Source organism: uncultured Piscinibacter sp. (assembly GCF_937952055.1).
In the GTDB taxonomy this organism is placed as follows: Bacteria; Pseudomonadota; Gammaproteobacteria; order Burkholderiales; family Burkholderiaceae_C; genus Piscinibacter.
Genome location: NZ_CALFYO010000020.1, coordinates 378,174 through 393,841 on the forward strand (window position 1 = coordinate 378,174; position 15,668 = coordinate 393,841).

The 15,668-nt window shown below is 71.0% G+C and carries 9 protein-coding genes; 4 read left to right on the forward strand and 5 right to left on the reverse strand.

All coding sequences use genetic code 11. The features are described from left to right. Positions 1-3 precede the first annotated feature (3 nt). From Q0599_RS12655 to Q0599_RS12670, 4 genes are all read right to left on the reverse strand, one after another. Entirely contained in the window at positions 4-2,445 is a 2,442-nt protein-coding gene (locus Q0599_RS12655; protein WP_298829935.1) for a serine/threonine protein kinase, read from the reverse strand. Continuing rightward, on the reverse strand, positions 2,442-4,283 hold the full coding sequence (locus Q0599_RS12660; protein WP_298829936.1) for an HDOD domain-containing protein: 1,842 nt from the start codon (positions 4,281-4,283) through the stop codon (positions 2,442-2,444). Before Q0599_RS12660 ends, Q0599_RS12655 begins: the two co-directional genes overlap by 4 nt. Before the next feature lie 139 nt (positions 4,284-4,422). Then, entirely contained in the window at positions 4,423-7,644 is a 3,222-nt protein-coding gene (locus Q0599_RS12665; RefSeq protein ID WP_298829937.1) for an exodeoxyribonuclease V subunit beta, read from the reverse strand. Further along, positions 7,641-10,199: a PD-(D/E)XK nuclease family protein gene (locus Q0599_RS12670; RefSeq protein ID WP_298829938.1), complete on the reverse strand. Its 2,559-nt coding sequence runs from the start codon at positions 10,197-10,199 to the stop codon at positions 7,641-7,643. Before Q0599_RS12670 ends, Q0599_RS12665 begins: the two co-directional genes overlap by 4 nt. Before the next feature lie 170 nt (positions 10,200-10,369). Here Q0599_RS12670 and trxA point away from each other — a divergent pair, with 170 nt between their 5' ends. The 4 genes from trxA to Q0599_RS12690 all read left to right on the forward strand — a co-directional run bounded on the left by trxA (position 10,370) and on the right by Q0599_RS12690 (position 14,337). Next, a complete protein-coding gene (gene trxA / locus Q0599_RS12675) occupies positions 10,370-10,699 on the forward strand; it encodes a thioredoxin TrxA (protein ID WP_298829939.1) in 330 nt (109 codons plus the stop codon). A 272-nt stretch (positions 10,700-10,971) separates the two neighbouring features. Then, positions 10,972-12,234: a transcription termination factor Rho gene (rho, locus tag Q0599_RS12680; protein ID WP_298829941.1), complete on the forward strand. Its 1,263-nt coding sequence runs from the start codon at positions 10,972-10,974 to the stop codon at positions 12,232-12,234. 83 nt (positions 12,235-12,317) lie between these two features. Then, positions 12,318-12,572, forward strand: a complete 255-nt coding sequence (locus Q0599_RS12685; RefSeq protein ID WP_293430994.1) for a type B 50S ribosomal protein L31 — start codon at positions 12,318-12,320, stop codon at positions 12,570-12,572. Between the two features lie 100 nt (positions 12,573-12,672). Then, positions 12,673-14,337: a hypothetical protein gene (locus Q0599_RS12690; protein WP_298829943.1), complete on the forward strand. Its 1,665-nt coding sequence runs from the start codon at positions 12,673-12,675 to the stop codon at positions 14,335-14,337. Between the two features lie 6 nt (positions 14,338-14,343). Here Q0599_RS12690 and phoR read toward each other — a convergent pair whose 3' ends face one another. After that, positions 14,344-15,666 (reverse strand): phosphate regulon sensor histidine kinase PhoR, encoded by a 1,323-nt coding sequence (gene phoR, locus Q0599_RS12695; protein WP_298829945.1) that lies wholly within the window; start codon positions 15,664-15,666, stop codon positions 14,344-14,346. Positions 15,667-15,668 lie beyond the last annotated feature (2 nt).

Below are 15,668 nucleotides of genomic sequence, written 5' to 3' on the forward strand. Positions count from 1 at the left end.
GGCTCAGTTCGCCTGCCTGAAGGCCATCACGGCTTGGTTGCGCAGCGTGCGCAGCAGCGACAGTTCCTTCTCGCCGAGTTCGATGCCGCCGGCCCTTGCGTTGTCGGCGTAGATCAGCGCGAACGGCGCACCCTTCAGCGTCAGCGGCAGCAGCAGGAAGGCCGGCGCGCGCACGGCGCTGCGGTACCAGGCCGGCAGCCGCGCCTCGATGTTGGGCACCGTCGCGTCGCTGATCAGCGTGTCGGCACCCTTCACGCAGACCGCGGCGAACAGGTCCGTACCTCCGCGCAGCGGCACCTTGAACTGCGCCGCGACGCCCTCGGCGCCCTCGCCGAGGCCGAAACGCCCGGTCAGCGTCTCGGTCTTGGCGTCGCGCAGGCAGAAGACGACGCGGCGGAAGCCGAGCGCGCGGAACATCGTCTCGAGGATCATGCGCAGCACTTCGTTGAGCTTGGAGCTCTCGACCATCGAGTTGGTGATGTCGGCAATGCCGGCAGCCAGCACCTCGGCAGCGCTCTCGCGCGGTGGCTCGGGCCGCGTGGCGTCGATGCGCGTGGCCTCAAAGGCGGCCACGGTGGCCTGCAGGCTGTGCGGCGAGAGCGTGTCGGCGTCGGCCGCACCGGCGGGTGGCGCGACGACCACGGTGGCCAGCAGCCGGCGCGCTGGAGAACCCAGCGCGACCTGCAGGTTCATCGCCTGCGCGGCCTGCGAGAGGCGTTGCCGTGCGTGGTCGGTCGCCGCCTGGATCTCGCGCACCGTGAGACCGATGCCACGCGCATGGCGTGCAGCCACGCCGGCCAGGCGTGTCGCCGGATCGCCCTCCGTGCGCAGCAGCGTGTCGGTCAGTTCGTTGGCCGCCAGGGTCAGCCAGCGCAGCCGCTCGCCCGGCGTGTCGGGCACGCGCGCCGGCGGCTCGCCCTCGGGCTGCCGCATGCAGCGCTGCAGGTTGTCCGGCAGGCCCCAGTTCCTCGCGATGCCCAGGCCCAGTTCTTCGAAGCTCAGGCCGAGCACGCTGATCGACGCGGCCGTCTCCGCCTGCACGAGGGCGGCCGGCGAGCCGGCGTCACGCACTCCGGCAGCCGCCATGCTGCGGATCTGCCGCGCTTCCTCGGGAAAGTAGTATTCGGTGAGCAGTCGGCCGAGGTTCTGGAACATCGCGCCGATGAAGGCCTCCTCGCCCTCGCGGCCGACACGGCACAGTTCGCCGGCCAGCGAGCCGGCCATCAGCGCGCGCAGGAATTCCTCCATGAGCTGGTTGGCGTGGCCCTTGTCCTGCATGTGCTCGAGCAGCACCAGGCTCAGCGCCATGTTGCGGATGCCGGCGAAGCCGACCAGCGCCACCGCGCGCGATACCGTGCTGATGCTGCCGCCGCCGGCATGCGAGAAGTGCGCGGTGTTGACCAGCCGCAGCAGCTTGTTGGTCAGCGCCACGTCCTTGAGGATCTCGGCCGACAGGCTGGCCAGGCTCTCGTGCTCCGAGGTGGCGATGCGCTGGATGCGCGCCACCGAGTCCGACAGCGCCGGAAAGTCGCTCTTGTGGCGCATGCACCGCAGCAGGAATTCGAGCGTCCCGCTGTTGCCGGTGGCCGCTTCGGCCTCGCCGGCACGCGGCGTCATCCACGCGCGAAGGGCATCGGCCAAGGCCGCCGCATTCGCGTAGCGCTGCGCCGGGTCGCGCGCGATGGCGCGGCGCAGCACCTTGCGCAGGTTGTCGTCCACGCTCGAGGGCAGTTCCGGCGGCAGCGGCAGGTCCTCGCCGGCGATGCGCTGCATCGCCGAGTAGGGATCGCGCTCGCGCACCATCGCACGACCGGCAAGCATCTCGGCCAGCACCAGACCGGCGGCAAAGACGTCCATCGCCGGAGTCGGCGCCGCGCCCCGGGTGGCCTCGGGCGACATGTAGCCGGGCGTGCCGACGATCTGCCCCTGGGCGCTCGGACGCGGGCCGTCGTGCAGCCGCGCGGCGATGCCGAAGTCCATGACGCGCGCTCGGCCGCCGCCGTCGACGAGGATGTTCGAGGGTTTCAGGTCGCGGTGCACCACGCCGCCGGCATGGGCGGCCTGCAGCGCGTCGAGCACGCCCAGCATCAGCGCCAGCGCCTCGTGGGGAGGCAGGCTGCCGCGCGCGCGCAGGTGCTCGGCCAGCGTGCGGCCCGGCACGTACTCGAAGACCAGGTAGGGCCGTCCGTCCTGCACGTCGGCCTCGAACACCGGCACGATGTTCGGATGGGTGAGGCGGCTGACACTGCGCGCCTCCTGCAGCCAGTGGGTGATGTGCTGCGGGTCGACATCGGCGCCGGCGCTGATCACCTTGACGGCGACCTCGCGTTCCAGCCTGGCGTCGAATGCCAGCCGGACGCTTGCCTGCGCGCCCTCGCCGAGCACGCGGCGCAGCTCGAAGCGGCCAAGCCGGCACGGCGCGGTGACCGGCGCGGCGTGGCTCACGCGGCGCCGCCGCTGGTCTGCATGGTCTCTCCCTCGGCGTCGCGGTCGCTGGTCGCGGTGCGCGGCATCGCGGCGGCGGCCGTGCCGTTGTGCAGCGCTGCGCGCGCGCCTTGCAGGGCGTCCTGCAGGTCGCGGGCGCTGAGCTCCAGCACGCGGGAGTAGCGCTGCGCCACATGCGCCAGCGCTGCGCCGACCTTTGCGGCGCTCAGCCGCGTCATCGCATCCACCGCCTCGTTGGCGGCGCTGGCGGCAGCGCGCAGCATGTCGGCATCGTCGTCGGGCAGGCGCACGGGCTTGTCCACTGGCAACCGGCGGATCATGTGCTGCACTTCGTCGCCCAGGCCCCAGTGCCGCGCGACCGCAGCGCCGAGCGACTCGATGCCGGTACCGAGCACGGCGTAGGAGGACGAGTCCTCGCTCATGCCAGGATGCTCGCTGCCGCCGGCCCGCGCGCTGGCCACGGGCTGCATGAGCTGGCGGATCTGCTCGGATTCCTCGGGGAAGTGATACTGCACCAGCAGGCGGCCGAGATTCTGCAGCACGGCCACCAGGTAGACGACCTCCGGGTCGTAACCTGGCGGGCGCAACGCCTGCGCAGCATGCCCTGCCAGGTGCACCTGGTTCATCACGCGCGCCAGCGCCGCGGCACCTGACTCCGACATCGGGCCCGGCCATTGGCGCAAGGCGTTGGCGGCACTGCGCACGCCGTCGACGCCGAGCAGCGCGATCGCGCGGCGCAGCGTCAGCACCGGGCCGATGCCGGCCATCTGCGTGCCACGCACCTGCGCCGAATTGACGGTGCGCAACAACTCGAAGCTCAGCGCCATGTCCTGCAGCAACTGCTCGGCGATCTCGTCGGTGCGCTGCGTGTCCGTGAAGGAAAGCCTGGCCATGCGCCGCGAGATGCCCGGCAGCGCCGGCAGGTGGCCGACGGTGCGCAGGCGATCGAGGAGCAGCGCGATCGGGTCGCCCTGGCCTTTCGCCTCGACCTCGCGCCAGCCCTCCAGCGCGCGCAGCAGTGTGCGCGCATTGTGGTAGCGCTGGCGCTCCAGCGTCGCCGTGCAGCGGTTGGCGATGGCGCGCAGTCCCTCGGGCACCGGCTGCGGCGTGGACCAGGGCAGTCGCACGAGGTCGCGCCCCGGCGGCGCCAAGCGCGCGAGGACGACGCCCACGTCGGGTTCATCGAGCACCGGCGCGCCGGCCAGCAACTGGTGCAGCAAGACGCCGCAGGCGAGCACGTCGCGTCCGGCGGCGTCGCGCAGGGTGCGCAGCGCACCTGCGTCCATGGCCATGCCGCGTTCGTTCGCCGGGCCATCGCCCGGGCTCGCGGCGCCCGCCCCCACGGCCCCCAGGGCGGTCACCCGTACTTGCCCTTGCGGCCCGACCAGCAGCGCATGCAGTTGCAGGTCGCAGTGCACCGCGCCCGACTCGTGCGCGAAGGCCAGGCCCTGCAGGGCCTGGCAGATCAGTTCGACCACCTCCAGCGGCGTGGGCCGCGGCTGGGCGATCAGCCACTCGCCGAGCGTGACACCGAGCGCACGGTCGCAGGCGATGTAGGGCCATTGGTCCTGCACGCCGACTTCGACGACATGGGCCAGGTTCGGGTGATTCAGCCGCGCTGCCCGTTTCATCTCGCGCAGGCGGTGTTCGAGCGCGACGGCATCGGCCGGCTGCACGCGCGGCAGCGTCAGCATGACTTCTTGGCCGAGTCGAGGGTCGAAGGCCAGCCAGGCCATGGTGCCCTGGCTCCTGCTCAGCAACTGGCGCAGCTCGAAGCGGCCGAAGGCACGCGTCGGGCTGGATCGGGCGGCAGTGGCGGGCGGGGCTGAGGCGGCCATCGGTCGTGGCAGGTGACGTCACCGGATTGGAAGCGACGGTAACAGGGGCCGAAGGCACGATCAGGGGGTCGAAAGCGGCCCAATCGTGTGCTTCGCCACGCGCCCGGGCGATTTGCGAACAATGCCGCGCGCGGCCGGCTCAGGCCGACTCGATCAGGCGGCCGTCACCGGCGATGAACGCGCTGCGCACCCGGGCGCCGGGCTGGGCCTGCCGAACCGCGGCGCGGTAGGCGGCGAGCTGGTCGTGGTAGACCGACAGTTCTTCCGGGCGATGCTGGAGCTTGTAGTCGAGCACCCACCAGGTGTCGACGCCCTGCTCGTCCATCCGCACCAGGCGGTCGATGCGCAGCACCGTGCCGTCCAGGCTGACCGGTACCTCGTTGCCTGCCCAGCGCAGTGCCGACGGATCGAAGAATCGCGCGCACTCCGGGCTGGCGAGGATGCGGCCGATGACGCGGGCGACCGCCTCGACCGGTGCGCCGAACTCGGCGGCCGCGGCCTCGGCCAGACGAGCCGGCTCGCCGCCGGTGCTGCCGTGCCACTCGAGCACGCGGTGCACCGCCTGGCCGAGGCGCGAGGCGGCACTGTCCTGGCGAGGGCGCGGCGCGATCGACGAGGGTGCGCCCGACCAGCGCGGCAATTCGTCCAGCAGCGGCGGCGGCTCGACGCGCGCCTCGGACCGGACCGCAGGCTGTGCCGGCCACGGCGACGCCACGGCCTCGATGCGCTGCCACCAGCTCGCCGGCGCGTTCTGGCGCGGCCGCGGCTGCGTCGCGCTGAACACCAGCCGGCGGCGCGCGCGCGTCATCGCGACGTACAGGCCGTTGAGCTCCTCGCGGCGGCGCGAGCGCCTCTCTTCGTCGAGCGGTCCGGCCAGGTCGAGCGGGCAGCGGCCCTCGCTGTAGAGGAAGGCACAGCGCCGCGGCGCGTCGGCCTGCACCGGCCAGTCGACCAGCAACGTGGCGGTCTCTGCCTGCGGTGGCTCGGGGTCCGCATCCATCACGAACACCACATCGGCCTCGAGACCCTTCGCTCCGTGCACGGTGAGCAGCCGCACCGCGCCACCCAGGTCGGGCGCCGGGACCGTGATGGTGCGGCGCTTGAGGGCACGCACGAAGCCGTAGGGCGTGGCGTATCGCCCGCCGTCGAGCTCCAACGCCTGGGCCAGCAGTGCGTCGACATGGGCCAGCGCGGTGGCGCGCTGCGCGGCCGGCACGCGGGCGGCGAGCCGCTCGCGCAGCTCGCCCTGCGCGACGATGCGGTCGAGCAGGTCGTGCGGCGGCAGTCCGCGCGCCGCCTCCTGCCAACCGGCCATCAGCGCCTTGGCGCGCTGCAGCGCCGCACTGCCGCCGTCGTGGTCGAGCAGCGCCTGCCACCAGTCGCCGCTCGGCTCGGCGCGCTGCGACAGCTCGAGCAGGTCATCGTCACTGGCGTCGAACAGCGGGCTGCGCAGCGCGCGCGCCAGCGACAGCCGGTGCTGCGGCGACACCAGCGCGTCGAGCACGGCCACCAGGTCCTGCGCCTCGGGGGCCTCGATCAGCGAGGCATCGTCCACCGCCACATGGGCAATGTGTCGCTGCTTGAGCGCCTGTGCGAGCAGGCGCAGCGGCGCACGCTTGCGGCTGAGCACCATGATGTCGCCGGCGTCCACGCCCTCGTCGAGCTGCTGCTGGATTGCCTCGGCCACCTGCTGCGCCTCCTGCTCGCGTCGCTCGGTCTCGGGCTCGTGGCGCGCCTGCGTGAGGCTGTCGCGCCAGGGCGCCGTTTCGGCCGGTGCGGCGCGGCGTTCGCTCGGCGGGCGCGACACGCGTGGCAGTGCGAACAGCGCCGGCTCGGCGTCGGCCTCCACCTCGGAGGTATGGGCACGGTAGCCACCGAACTCGCCGGCCTGCTGCGCCTCGTGAAATACCGCGTTGAGCGCGTTCAGCACGCCCGGAACGTTGCGCCGCGTGTGGTCGCACTCGAGCACGCAGCCGCCGAGCGCCTCGACGACGAACTCGCGCACCGCACCGAACACGCGCGGCTCGGCGCGGCGGAAGCGGTAGATGCTCTGCTTGGGGTCGCCGACGACGAACACCGAGGGCGGCCGCTGGCCGCTCGCGCCGCCGCCGGCACCGGCGTAGCCCGACAGCCAGGCATGCAGCGCATGCCACTGCAGCGGGCTGGTGTCCTGGAACTCGTCGATGAGCACATGGCGGATGCGCGCATCCAGCCGCTCCTGCACCCAGCCCGACAGCGACGCATCGCGCAGCAGCGCCAGCGCACCGCGCTCGAGGTCGTTCATGTCGAGCAGGCCGCGCTCGCGCTTGTAGGCGGCGTACTCGGCCAGCAGCACCCGCGACAGGCGCACCATGCGCGCATGCTCGAGGTGGCAGTCATGCTGGTGCTGGCGCACGGCGAGCGCCTCCAGCGCGCGCTGCGTGGCCGCGAGGCCGTCGACCTCGCCGAGCTGGCGCGGCTCTGCGTCCTTGGTGAACAGGGCCGCCCAGACCACGTCGAAGCGCGCCTCGGCGGCGTCGATCGCCAGTGCGCGTTCGAGCGCCACCGCCGCGCCGGCGGCCTTCTTGCCGCCGCGCGCCAGCGCCACGGCGAGCGCCGAGAGGTCGTCTCGCCACGCCGCACGGCACAACTCGGCGCGCGGCTCGGGCTCGCCCGCCGCGACCGCCGGCGCCACCGCGTCCTCCAGACTGCCCTCGCGGTCGGCGAGTTCCAGTTCGACGCGCCGCGCCAGCACCGCATCGAACCACTTCCCCGCCTGGCTGCGACCGCGCGAGGCAATCAGTGCGGTGTGGTCGTCGCACCGCGCCGGCTCGCGCAACAGCGCGGCATGGAAGCGCCGCATCACCTCGCTGCGGTGGTCGGCGAGGTCCTGCAGCAGCTCGCCGTCGGGATCGATGCCGATTTCGTCCAGCAACTCGTACGGCGCGGCGCGCAGCAGCTGCGCGAACCAGGCATGGAAGGTGCGCACCTCGACGGCCCGGCCGCCGTCGAGCACGCGGCGCTGCAGGCCAGCCAGCGCTTCGCCGAGCCGCGCCGCCTCGACGGCGGGCACGCCGCGGGCACGCAGCTGCGCCTCACGATCGTCCGCGCTCAGAGTCGGTGCCGCGAACTCGCGCAGCCACTGGTCGAGCCGATCGCGCATCTCGCCGGCGGCCTTGCGCGTGAAGGTGATGGCGAGGATCTCCTGCGGCTGCGCGCCATCCAGCAGCGCGCGAACGATGCGCGACACCAGCATCCAGGTCTTGCCCGCGCCGGCGCAGGCCTCCACGACCACGCTGCGGCGCGGATCGCAGGCCAAGGCGTAGAAGGTCTCGCGAGAGACCGGCGCGCCATCGGCGCGATAGGCCGGCGCGCCGCTCATGACGCCGTGCCGTCCGGCCAATGGTCGCGCCGGCACAGGCCACGCGCCTCGCAGTACTCGCAGGTCTCGCCTTCGCCCAGGGCCGGCAGGGGCGCGCCGGCGCGCAGCCGGTCGAACTCGGCCCCGAGCTCGCGCAGCAGCACCTCGGCGGTCTGCTGCACCTGGTCGTGCGCCAGCGGCGTGAGGCTGTCGCCATGGTCCAGCGGCAGGTAGCAGGCCCGCAGCGGCAGCGTCGATTCGGGCGCGAGCAGGGCCGCGTAGATGGCAAGCTGAGTGTCCTCCAGCGGCTCGGCGAGCTGGCGCTTGAGCTTGTCCGGCGCCACTGTCTTGTAGTCGATGAGCTGCAGGGCCTCACCATGGTCGACACGGTCGATGCGGTCGATCACGCCCTGCAGCTCGATGCCGCCGAGCTCCTGCGGCCGCGTGCGGCAGTCGCGCTCGCCGGCCTGCCATCGCGCGCCGGCGGCGTCCCGCTCGTGCAGCCAGGCCAGGTAGCGCGGCACGAAGCGGGCGAACGATGCGGCGAAGGGCAGGAACTCGTCCTCGGCCAGGCCCATCTCGACCCGCTGCGCGCGCGCGACCTCGTGCATGCGCGCGGCCTCGGTTTCCGTGGCCGCGGGCGCGTCGCGCGTGGCGTGGAAGCGCAGCAGCACGGCGTGCAGCCAGGTGCCGTAATCGCGCTTCTCGAGTTCGACCTCGAGTTCGTCGTCCTCGCGCAGCCCGAGCACGTGGCGCGAGAAGAATCGGTAGGGGCAGTCGCGCAGGGCCTGTACCGCGCTGGCCGAGATGCGCCCGGGCAGGCGATCGGCGGCGGTCGGCCGCGGGCGATCGAGCGGCTTCGCGTCCAGCCTGCGCCGCTCACGCGGGTCCTGCCAGATGTGCAGGCCGCGCCTCTGCTCGGCCAACACCAGCGACAGGCGAAGCAGCAGCGGGCTGTCGGCAAGCGGCTCTCCGCTCGCGTCGACATGGCGACGCAGGAAGCACACCTGCGGCAGCGTGAGTGCATGCGCGAAAGCCAGTGCTTCCCGCTGCCGGCGATCGGCGCGCCCGCCCAGGCCCAGCGCGACCTGCTCGGCCTCCGACAGCAACGGGTGAGCCGGTGCGGCGGCGCCGAGGTGACGATCGTCCGCGCCGGGACAGACCAGCGCGGCGAACGGCCGCAGCATGGCGCGCGCGAGCGGCGTGATGATCACACGCGCCTCGCCCGCGCCCGCATCGCCGGGCGTGAAGCTCGCCCCCTCCAGCACCGCGTCCACCCATGCGGTGAAGCCTTCGAGCGTGAGCGTTGCATGTCTCGCAGCGTCCTGCCAGGCGGCGCCCGTCGAGGCACCGGGTGACCAGCGCAACGACTGCAGCACGGCCTGCCCGGCCTCGTCTGCCGCCAGCGCGTCCCACCCACCGCAGACCTGCAGCGCCTCGCGCAGTCGGTCCAGCCACTCGCCCACGTTGAGACGCCCCGCGCGCAGCCCCTCGAGCGTGGCGATGACCGCGGACCGGAACGACGCGAGCTCACCCTCCAGCGCGATGGGCTGCAGATGCTCGATGCGCGCGATGGCACGGCGTCGGCACAGCCGCTCGAGTTCGCGCACCAGTGCCGAGGATTCGGCAAACCCGGGCCAGGGCGGCAGGCTCTTCAACCAGTCGAACAGGGCGTCGGTGCCGGCGCGCGGCGGGGCGGCACGCAGCAGCGCCATCACCTGCGCCGCGGCGCGGGTGGTCGACAGCGCCCAGCCGGTCTCGTCTGCCAGCGGCACCTGCTGGCGCTCGAGCAGCGCACGCACGCGACGCAGCAGTTGCCGGTCCTGCCCGATCAGCGCCACCGGCGTCTGGCCGCGTTCGAGGTGCAGCAGCACCTGGGCGGCAGCACATTGCGCTTCGTCCTCGAAGCCGTCACAGCGCGCCAGGCTGGGGATCTGCGCGGCGGACGGCGGTGACGCCAAGGAAGCGTCTGCATCGACGACCAGGCAGGGCCGCTGTGGGGCTGCCGCCGCGAGCACGGCTTCGGCCAGCGCATCGGCCCCTCCGGCCTGCAGCACGACCCAGCCCGCGGGGCGCGCCTCGAACAGCCTGTCGGTGGCCGGCGCGCCACATTGGGCCGCCCACTCCAGCGCGACACGGGCCAGCCAGCGCTGCAATGTGCCTGGGCCGCTGGCAGGCGACAGCAAAGCGCGCGCCGCCTCCCAATGTGCCTCGCGCGCCGTCGGCGGCAGGGTGAAGGCGGCATGAGCAAGGTCCTGCGCGAGCTGCACCACGGTGGCCACGACGCGCTCGAAGCGGCGCGGATCCTGCCGCGCCCATGTCGCCCCGGGGCCCTGACTGCGCAGCAACCGTGAAGCGGTCAGTCGGTCGGCGGCGGTGTCGAAGCACAGCTCCCTCGGCTGCGCCGCTGCGGCTGGGCCCAGGGTCGCCGCCAAGGTGCGCGTCGTCTCGATGCGCGGCTGCCAGCCGCCGGTGCACGCAAAGGCGGCGCGCGCGAGCGGCAGCAGCTGCGCGAAAGGCAGCAGCACGACGATGTCGCGCCGGGGCACCGACTCGCGCGCCGCCCAGGCCGACACCTGCTTCGCGAACGCGCTCCAGGGGTCGGCGGACGCTGGGTCCAGAGGAATTCGCGCTATCGCGGCCATAGGAGAAGCTGGGGCAGCGCTGCCGGCGCCGTGCGGGGCTTTGTGTCAGAATCATTGTGCCTTGCCACCTCGTCTGCGTGGTGCTTGCCCGAGGACATTCCATGAGCAGCGAATTGATCAAACACATTTCCGACGCCTCGTTCGACAGCGAGGTCCTGAAGTCCGACAAGCCGGTGCTGGTCGACTACTGGGCCGAGTGGTGCGGCCCCTGCAAGATGATCGCCCCCATCCTCGACGAGGTCTCGAAGGACTACGACGGGCGCCTGCAGATCGCCAAGATGAACGTCGACGAGAACCGCGACGTGCCCGCCAAGTTCGGCATCCGCGGCATCCCGACGCTGATGCTGTTCAAGGATGGCCAGCTGGCTGCCACCAAGGTCGGCGCCCTGTCGAAGGCGCAATTGACGGCCTTCCTCGACGGTCATCTATAATTTCCTGAATCGCAGCGCAGCCCGGGCCCACGAGTCGCCGGGCTTCGCCGCAGGAAATCCAGCCACCACGCCCGGAAGAGCACCCAGACACAGCGGGTGCGGCTTCCAGCCCGAAACGGGCCCCGCGTGGATTCGGCTCCCACTCCAGCGTTCCGAATTCCCAGACGCAGGTCCACGCCGCAGGGCATGAAGGCGGATCGTGGCGGTGGGCCGAAACTCCGGTCGTACGCCCTTGGCGCGGCGCGCGACACATCACCCCAGGGTGTCCCCCCATGCATCTTTCCGAACTGAAAGCGCTCCACGTCTCCGAGCTCATCAAGATGGGCGAGGGACTCGAGATCGAGAACGTCGCCCGCATGCGCAAGCAGGAGCTGATGTTCGCGATCATGAAGAAGCGCGCCAAAGGCGGCGAGCAGGTCTTCGGCGACGGTGTGCTCGAAGTGCTGCCCGACGGCTTCGGCTTCCTGCGCTCGCCCGATGCCAGCTACATGGCGTCGACCGACGACATCTACCTCAGCCCGAGCCAGATCCGCCGCTTCAACCTGCACACCGGCGACGCCGTCGAAGGCGAAGTCAGGGTTCCGAAGGACGGCGAGCGCTACTTCGCGCTCGTCAAGGTCGACCGCGTCAACGGCCTGACCCCGGAGGAGAGCAAGCACAAGATCATGTTCGAGAACTTGACGCCGCTGTTCCCGAAGGAACAGTTCAAGCTCGAACGCGAGATCAAGTCGGAAGAGAACATCACCGGGCGGATCATCGACCTGATCGCGCCGATCGGCAAAGGCCAGCGCGCACTGCTCGTCGCTCAGCCGAAGACCGGCAAGACGGTGATGATGCAGCACATCGCGCACGCGATCGTCGCCAACCACCCCGACGTCTACCTGATCGTGCTGCTGGTCGACGAGCGTCCCGAGGAAGTGACCGAGATGGTCCGCACGGTGCGCGGCGAGGTGATCAGCTCGACCTTCGACGAGCCCGCCGCCCGCCACGTGCAGGTGGCCGAGATGGTGATCGAGCGCGCCAAGCGCCTGGTCGAGCTGAAGAAGGACGTGGTGATCCTGCTCGACTCGATCACCCGCCTGGCCCGCGCCTACAACAATGTGCTGCCCTCCTCGGGCAAGGTGCTGACCGGCGGCGTCGACGCCAACGCGCTGCAGCGCCCGAAGCGCTTCTTCGGTGCGGCGCGCAACGTCGAGGAAGGCGGTTCGCTGACCATCATCGGCACCGCACTGATCGACACCGGCAGCCGCATGGACGAGGTGATCTACGAGGAGTTCAAGGGCACCGGCAACTGCGAGATCCACCTGGATCGGCGCATGGCCGAGAAGCGTGTCTATCCGTCGATCCTGATCAACAAGTCGGGCACGCGCCGCGAGGAGCTGCTGCTCAAGCCGGAAATCCTGCAGAAGACCTGGATCCTTCGCAAGCTGCTGTACAACATGGACGAGATCGAGGCGATGGAGTTCATCCTCGACAAGATGAAGCAGTCGAAGAACAACCTGGACTTCTTCGACATGATGCGGAGGGGCGGGTAGGTTATACTTCGCGGTTTTCCAGCGTCGGAAAGTGCGTCGAGCGGTTCGGCGTGGCTCCCGAGTCAACAGCGCAGAGGCAAGTCATGAAAGAAGGCATCCACCCCAGCTACCGCGAAGTGTGCTTCGTGGACCTGTCCAACGGTTTCAAGTTCGTCACGCGTTCGACCGTGCAGACGAAGGAAACCATCAAGATGGAAGACGGCCGCGAACTGCCGCTGATGAAGCTGGAAACCACCAGTGAATCGCACCCGTTCTACACCGGCACGCAGAAGAGCGTGGACTCGCTGGGCGGCCGCGTCGAGAAGTTCCGCAACAAGTTCGCGCACCTGAAGAAGTGATCTTCCTCCCGCGCCCGTGCACCAAGGCAGCTTCGGCTGCCTTTTTCATGCGCGCCGGGTTCTTGCGGCATCATTCGCTGCCCTTCGTCTCCAGCCCGCGTTGAACACCCTCACACCTGCACTCGTCACGCAGCGCGCCGCTCAGCGGCTGCCGCGCGTCGCCCTGCTGCTGTTCTGTGCGGCCTATGTGCTGCCCGGAGTGTTCGGACGCGATCCCTGGAAGAACGCCGACGTCAGCGCCTTCGGCCACATGGCGAGCATCGCCTCGGGCCGCTCGGGCTGGCTTTCCCCTGCACTGGCCGGCCTGCCGACGGACGGCGCCCTGGTTCCCTACTGGCTGGGCGCGGCCTTCATCCGCGGGTTGAGCCCCTGGCTGGATCCGGCCATGGCGGCACGCATACCGTTCGCGCTGCTGCTCGTGCTGGTGCTGATGCTGACCTGGTACGCCACCTACCACCTCGCACGCACCGAGGCTGCCCAGCCGCTGCCCTTCGCCTTCGGCGGCGAGGCCACGCCGGTCGACTATGCGCGCGCCATCGCCGACGGCGCGCTGCTCGCGGTGATGGCCACGCTCGGCCTGCTGCAACTCGGACACGAAACGACGCCGGAACTGGTGCAGTTGGCCGGTGCTGCGCTGTTCCTCTACGCGCTGGCCGCCAGCCCGTTCCGCAAGGGCCGTTCGCGCGCAGCCGCGCTGGTTTCTCTCGCGACGATGGCGGCCAGCGGCGCGCCGGCCATCGCCGTGGTGCTGGGCATCGTCGGGACGGTGATCTGCGCGAGGTCGGCCTACGCGCAGGTGCGCGCCACGGCGCTGTGGGTCGCGGCCGCCGGCATGCTCGCCATCGCCTGCGGCACGGCGCTGCAGGCCTGGGCCTGGCGCGTGGCGGACATCGAGAGCCTGCAACCGTTCGGCGCGCTGCGCCTGCTGTTCTGGTTCACCTGGCCGGCCTGGCCGCTGGCGCTGTGGACGCTGTGGCGCTGGCGCAGCCATCTGCTGCACCGGCACATTTCGGTGCCTCTGGGCTGTGCGCTGACCGCCGTCTGCGCCAGCCTGGTGATGGGTGGCTCGGACCGCGCGCTGATGCTGGGCGTGCCGGCGCTGGCCGTGCTGGCCGCCTTTGCCTTGCCCACCCTGCAGCGCAGCACGGCCGCTGCGATCGACTGGTTCTCGGTCTTCTTCTTCAGCATCTGCGCACTGGCGATCTGGATCATCTATGCCGCGATGCACACCGGCGTACCAGCGAAACCGGCTGCCAACGTCGCACGCCTCGCGCCGGACTTCCAGCCCAGCTTCTCGCTGCTCGCGCTCGTCTTTGCCGCCGGCGGCACGCTGGCGTGGATGTGGCTGGTGCGCTGGCGCACCGGCCGCCACCGCCACCCGCTGTGGAAGAGCCTCGTGCTGCCCGCAGGCGGCGTGGCGCTGTGCTGGCTGCTGTTGATGACGCTGTGGCTGCCGCTGCTTGACCACGCGCGAAGCTACCGGCCGCTGCTCGGTCGCATCGCCGCGCACGTGCCGCAGGAGGCGTGCATCGCCGCGCCTCAGTTGCCACGCGCGCTGCTGGCGGCGCTCGAGGCGATGGGCGGCTATCGCGTCGACGCCATCACGCCGGCCGAGTTGTCTCCCTGCGAGTTCCTGCTCGCCGCGCAGACGCCGACGAGGCCTGCTTCAGTCATTCCAGGATGGGAGCTCGTCACGCGCGTGCAGCGGCCCACCGATCGCCAGGACCTCACCGCCATCTACCGTCGCGCGCCGACGGAACGCTGAGAGCACTTAACCGACCGCGCCCGAAGGACGCACGCGTGCGGAGGGAAAGACCAGCCGGAAGCGCGACCCTCGCCCAGGCTCGCTGTGGATGTCCAGCTCGGCGCCATGTCGCTGCATCACGTGCTTGACGATCGACAGACCGAGGCCAGTGCCACCGGTGTCGCGCGAGCGGCTGCCGTCGACGCGGTAGAAGCGCTCCGTCAGCCGCGGGATGTGCTCGCGCGCGATGCCCGGGCCGGTGTCGGCCACCGACAGTTCGCCGCTGCCGTCGCCCAGCAGTCGCCAGGTCACGTCGATGCGACCGCCCGCTGGCGTGTAGCGCACGGCGTTGCTGACGAGATTGGTGATCGCGCTGAGCAGTTCGCTTTGCGCGCCCGCCAGTTCGATGTCGCCGACCTGCGCCACCGTCAGCAGGTGCTTGCCGTCGGAAAGCGCCCGCGCGTCCGCCTCCACCTGCGCCAGCAGCGGCGCAAGCGCCACCCAGCGGTCTGCCGCCGGGCGCGGGCTGCCTTCGAGCTGCGCGAGGGTGAGCAGGTCGCTGACCAGCGTCTGCATGCGCTTCGTCTGCTGTGTCATCAACTCGAGCACACGCTTGCGCTCGACTTCGGTCAATGGCAGGTTGCTCATCGTCTCGATGAATCCAGCCAGCACGGTCAGCGGTGTGCGAATCTCGTGCGATACGTTGGCGACGAAGTCGCGACGCATCGCCTCGTTGCGCTCGCGGTCGGTGATGTCCTGGGAAAGCACCAGCTTCATGCCTTCACCGTACGAACGAAGCAGCACCGAAAGTGTGCCGTCGCCACGTGGGTTGGAGAAGCTGATGGGCTCGATGAACTCGCCTTGCTGCAGGTAGGCCACGAAGGCCGGCGCGCGGACCAGGTTGGTGATAGGCTGTCGCCGGTCTCGCTGCGGGTCCAGGCCGAAGTGGTCGGCCGAGACCGAATTGCACCAGACGATCTGGTCGTTCTCGTCGAGCATGAGCACGCCGTTCGGCGAGGCCTCGATGGCCGAAAGGAACTGCTCCAGTCGCAGCCGCTCTTGCGCGAGGCCCTGTTCGCGCAGCCGGATCGAGCGCTCGACGCGATAGCCCAGTTCGCCCCAGAATCCGGCGTCTCGAGGTGCCTGCTGCTCCTGACTGCCGCGCAGCCAGTTGATCAGGCGGTAGCCGCGTGCAGTGTCGAGCATCGCCACGATCGCCACGCCGATGCCGCCGCCGCCCAGGACGCGCCAGACCACCGTCTGCTCGGCGCTCGAGGCCAGAAAGCCGATGAAGCCGCCTGCCAGCATGGCCAGCACGCCGGCCGCGAGGCGGGGCAGCAGCCAGCTCATCG

Bases quoted from the DNA above. Each gene is read 5' to 3' on its own strand.
- Q0599_RS12660 (WP_298829936.1), bottom strand. From the start codon at position 4,283: ATGGCCGCCTCAGCCCCGCCCGCCACTGCCGCCCGATCCAGCCCGACG.
- Q0599_RS12665 (WP_298829937.1), bottom strand. From the start codon at position 7,644: ATGAGCGGCGCGCCGGCCTATCGCGCCGATGGCGCGCCGGTCTCTCGC.
- trxA (WP_298829939.1), top strand. From the start codon at position 10,370: ATGAGCAGCGAATTGATCAAACACATTTCCGACGCCTCGTTCGACAGC.
- rho (WP_298829941.1), top strand. From the start codon at position 10,972: ATGCATCTTTCCGAACTGAAAGCGCTCCACGTCTCCGAGCTCATCAAG.
- Q0599_RS12685 (WP_293430994.1), top strand. From the start codon at position 12,318: ATGAAAGAAGGCATCCACCCCAGCTACCGCGAAGTGTGCTTCGTGGAC.
- phoR (WP_298829945.1), bottom strand. From the start codon at position 15,666: ATGAGCTGGCTGCTGCCCCGCCTCGCGGCCGGCGTGCTGGCCATGCTG.